General features: G+C 63.8%; 3 protein-coding genes. All 3 read right to left on the minus strand.

Going from position 1 to position 4,145, the window contains the following annotated elements; translation table 11 throughout:
* A partial coding sequence (locus tag M3498_14640; protein ID MDQ3460517.1) for a glycosyl hydrolase occupies nt 1-2,105 on the minus strand: 2,105 nt, incomplete at its 3' end.
* Entirely contained in the window at nt 2,102-3,313 is a 1,212-nt protein-coding gene (locus M3498_14645) for a hypothetical protein (GenBank protein ID MDQ3460518.1), read from the minus strand. The genes M3498_14640 and M3498_14645, both read right to left, overlap by 4 nt.
* A 209-nt stretch (nt 3,314-3,522) precedes the next feature.
* On the minus strand, nt 3,523-4,145 hold a 623-nt coding region (locus M3498_14650; protein ID MDQ3460519.1), incomplete at its 5' end, for a carbohydrate ABC transporter permease.

The following is a 4,145-nucleotide window of genomic DNA, read 5'->3' on the forward strand; positions in this document are numbered from 1 at the left end:
CTTGCAGGGTTGTAGACGAGATAGGCTCTTGCGCCGTCACGCTCCAAGACCGCGTATTGCGGCGTGTCGGCGGTGATGCTCCCCTCGGGCAGACCGTAGGCTGCGAGGCTTCCCAGCCAGTGCCGCAGCCGCGCCCGCGTTTCCCCGAACTCCGGGCGGATGTCCTCGTTCCAAAGCGCTCTCGCCTCCTCGGGGTCGGCTAGCGCTAAGTAAGCGAGGGCGATGTCGGGCCAGTAGTGCGGACGTGAGCCCACCAGCATGTGCCGGTAGTTTTCCAAAACGAAGTCACGCTCACGCCCCAGGTAGAGCGACGACGCGGTGATGGGCAAAAAGTTGATGCCGTGGACGGCTTCTTTGTCCGAGGTCCACCAGGTGGTGTAGGCGCCGCCGTCGCTCCAGAGGATGCCGATGGCGGTATGCGGGAAACCTTCAGGAAAGTTGCCCCCGTAGGCAAACCAGTACTCCCAGACGGCTTCCACCTGGGTGGCGTAAAGATAGACGCCAAGCTCCAAAAGGTCGTTATCGCCCACCGCGTCGGCCCAGCGGATGAGCCCGGCAGCGAAGTTGACGGCCTCGGATGAGGACTCGAGGTTGTTGCCGCGCTCATAGCGCCCGCCGCCGCTGGCCCAGCCGTGGCCGGGGTACGGGTCGAGGGCGCGCAGAAAGGGAAACATCGGGTCGTCCCTGCCGCCCGCCGTATCGCGGACGAGTAGCTCCACCACCCTCCCCCACCGCGCCACCCAGTCAGGGTCGCGCTCGGCCACGCTGGCCGCTGCCTGCAAAAAGTAGCCGTAGTGGAAGGCGTGGTCGTTTAAGCTGTAGTCGAGGCCGTGCGAGGTGGGCGCGGCGATGAGCGCCCCCCACGGCTCGTGGTAGTAAAGGAGCGGTCGGGCGTCCGGCGTGAACCAGCTCTCGAGCCTGTCCCTTATCGCCGCCAGGATCGTCTCTGCCGCCTCGGCCTCGCCGAGCTGCTCGGCAATTGGCAAGAGCGCCGCCAGCTTGCCGAAGCTCTTGCCGTCGGCGTAGGAGTCAGGCATTCTCGTCTGGCCGGTGAAGAGCGGGAAGTACAGCCCGCCGCCGATAAAGTCGTGCAGCAGCCCCCGCAGCTCGTCGCTATCCCCCTCGGCCAGCGGGAGGGCAGGCAGGACGCCGGTATAAGGCAAGCGGACGGAGAAACGATCGGTCTGGGCGAGCTTCATGACCCCTCGAGGCGTTTCGTAATGGTAAGGGGTGAGCGCTACGTCGCTGCCCTTCCACTGGTGGGGGTAGAGGCCCATGAGCGGCAGCATAGTGCTGTCACCAAGCGGTTCATGCTCGAGCGCAAACGTCACCTCCACCACGCCCTCCTCGCGCAGCCACTGCCAAGTCGTTCTAGAGCCGGTGGGTCGGGTGAAGGCGTGCGCCTCGAACCGTTCCAGCGCCACCTCGCTCGCTTCAGGGAGCACCGCGACGCTCAGCATGCCGTAGGGGTCGCTCTCATCTAGCCGGCCGCCAAAGCTTTGGCCGTCGAGCGTCAGGTCGCCGGAGTAGAAAAGGCCGTAGTGCCGCCCCTCGAGGGTGATGCCCAGCGCGCCCGGACGTTCGAGCCAGACTTCGGGCGCCACGCGGAAGGTGACCAGAACCGGACCCCCAGCAAGCTGCAGGTAGGCATACGGCAGGCCCTGCCCCAGCGTGGCGTAAAGGGCGCGCGTTTCATCCGGCGCCTCCTCTTCCCAGCTCACCTCGACCGTCCAGTCACCGTAGCGCACCACGCGTGCAGCCTCGGCCGCGAAGCCCTCGAGCCCCACCACCATATCGGCGGCAAAGGGCATCGCAAAGCCGTCCTCATCGGCCACCATCCGCGGGTAGCCGAGCGCGAGCCCTTCCGGCACCGCCTGGTAGCTTAGCGGCCCGGCGTAAATGGGCTCCGAAAAGGCAGTCCAGACGAGCGAGCTCCACCAGCGGTTGGTGGGCACCGGCCCGGTGAGCCCTTCACCGCGGTAGATGTCTTCAGGCGGGTCGACGATGTCGGCGGGGCGCTCGGTGACGTAGCCGCCCGCACCGAGTTCAACTTGCGCCACAGCGCTTCCCAGGAGCAGCAAGAGGGCGAGGAAGGCTTTCATCATTCACCCCTGTAGCCGCGCACCAGCAGCACCGAACGGGCCGGCACGGAGATAGCGGCATTCGCCCCTTGCACCGTCACCTGGTACCCCCATAGCTCATCAAAAATCTCATCGTTTAGCGTCTTTATCTCGACGTCGCCCTCGAGACCGGCCTCGAGCACCACTTGCGCGTCTTCGGTCGCGCGGTTCACCAGCAGCACCTGCAGGCCGCGCTCGTTACGGGCGGCGTAAGCGCTGACGGGCGCCTCGAGTTCTACCGTCAGGGCCTCACCGGTAAAGTCCGAGAGCATTTCAAAGACGTGGTAGGTGGGCCGAACCCAGCCGGTGTTGTCGATAAGGCCGTGACCACCTAAGCCCTGCAAGGTAAAGTAGTAGCTCTCATCCAAACCTTCGGTAGCCATCTGCCCGAGCACGTCGGCGAGCCACAGCGCGGCGGGCATGTCCTCTAGGTGGCGGTAGTTGGGCGTGCGCCACGACAGGCCGAACTCGGTAATGGCGGTGCCGATGTCGCGTCCATGGCCGAGCGGGTTTATCCTTGGCCTTGGCCAAGGATTCATCTCGGGGTCGCTTAGCCAGCCACGAAAGCGCCTTATCTCCTCGCCCACCTGGCTCGAGGTAGCCAGGGCGCTATCGTCATCCCAGGTGCCGTCGGTCGGGTAGACATGCCAGGTCAAGACGTCGATGACGTCACCGCAGAGGTAAAGCACCTCGCGCAGGTAATCTTGGCCGAGCGGCCTCGAGCCCGATACCGCCGGCCCGGTGATGAGGTAGTCGGAATTCACCTCTAGCAGCGCTTCACGGTAGTCGCGAAAGCGCTGGCAGTACTTTTCAGGCGTCCACGAGGGGTCACCCCGGTTGGTGGCGTAGAGGTCGGGCTCGTTGCCAATCGCCCAGGCCTCTACGGGCATGCCGGCCTCGGCGAAGTAGCTGGCCGCGGCGGCCGCGTCCTCGGGCGTCCCCTGAAAGAGGTTGGCGATAATGAGTAGGCGGGGCCGGCCCAAAAGCTCCCACTGCATCCTAAAGGCGTCGATGACGGCTGGGGAAAGCACCATCTCATCCGCCTGATTGCCGGGCGGAAAGCGCAACGCTTGCAGGTTTAAGGCCCCGAACTCGTCTTCAAAGCCGACCACGCGCATCATGTTGCCGTAGTTAAAGCCGGTGATGGCGTGAGGGGAAATGTCGCCGGCAGGCTCGGAGACCCGGACCGTCACCGGCTGCCCGAAGGCCGATCCGAGGGCAAGGCATAGCACCAGCCAGAGGGACCTCTGGCCGGGCCGATGACCACACCTTCGATGACCACACATTCCATACATTAACGTCACCTGTGACCACCTTTTCAAGGTCATCTGTGACACCAGCGCGTCAACGCGTGCCCCTAGGGGCTGCTGGGGTCCGGGTAAAGGGCCTTCACGTCTCGCATTCACCCTTTGACCGAGCCTGCGGTGAGGCCATCGATCACTTGCCTCGAGGCGAAGGCAAAGATGATGAGCAAGGGAATGACCGCCAGCGCCGTGCCGAAGATGACCGCCCCCCAGTCGGTTTGAATCTGGCCCTGCAGGGTTCTGAGCGCCAGCGGCACGGTAAACCTGTCCCTCGAGCTGAGCACGATGAGCGGCCCCAAAAAGTTGTTCCACTGCCCGATGAAGGTCAGCAGTCCGAGGGTTGCCAGACCGGGCCTAATCAGCGGCAAGACTATGCTCCAGTAGATGCGAAACTCCCTGGCCCCGTCGATACGCGCCGCGTCCATAAGCTCTTTGGAAATGGACGAGGCGATGTACTGCCGCATTAAGAAGATGCCGAAGGCGCTGGCCATACCCGGAAACCAGATGGCCCTGGGCTCGTTCAGCCAGCCAAGCCCTTGAATGATGAGGTAGTAGGGGATGAGGCCAAGAAGCGGCGGGATCATGAGCGAGGTGATGAGAACCGCAAAGAGTTGCTTTTTGAACCTGAACTCGTACATGGCAAAGCCGAAACCGCCCAAGGAGCAAAAAAAGAGCGTGGTGACCGTTGCCATAAGCGCGATATAGATGCTATTCCACATGT

It is taken from the genome of Deinococcota bacterium (genome assembly GCA_030858465.1).
Taxonomy (GTDB): Bacteria; Deinococcota; Deinococci; order Deinococcales; family Trueperaceae; genus JALZLY01.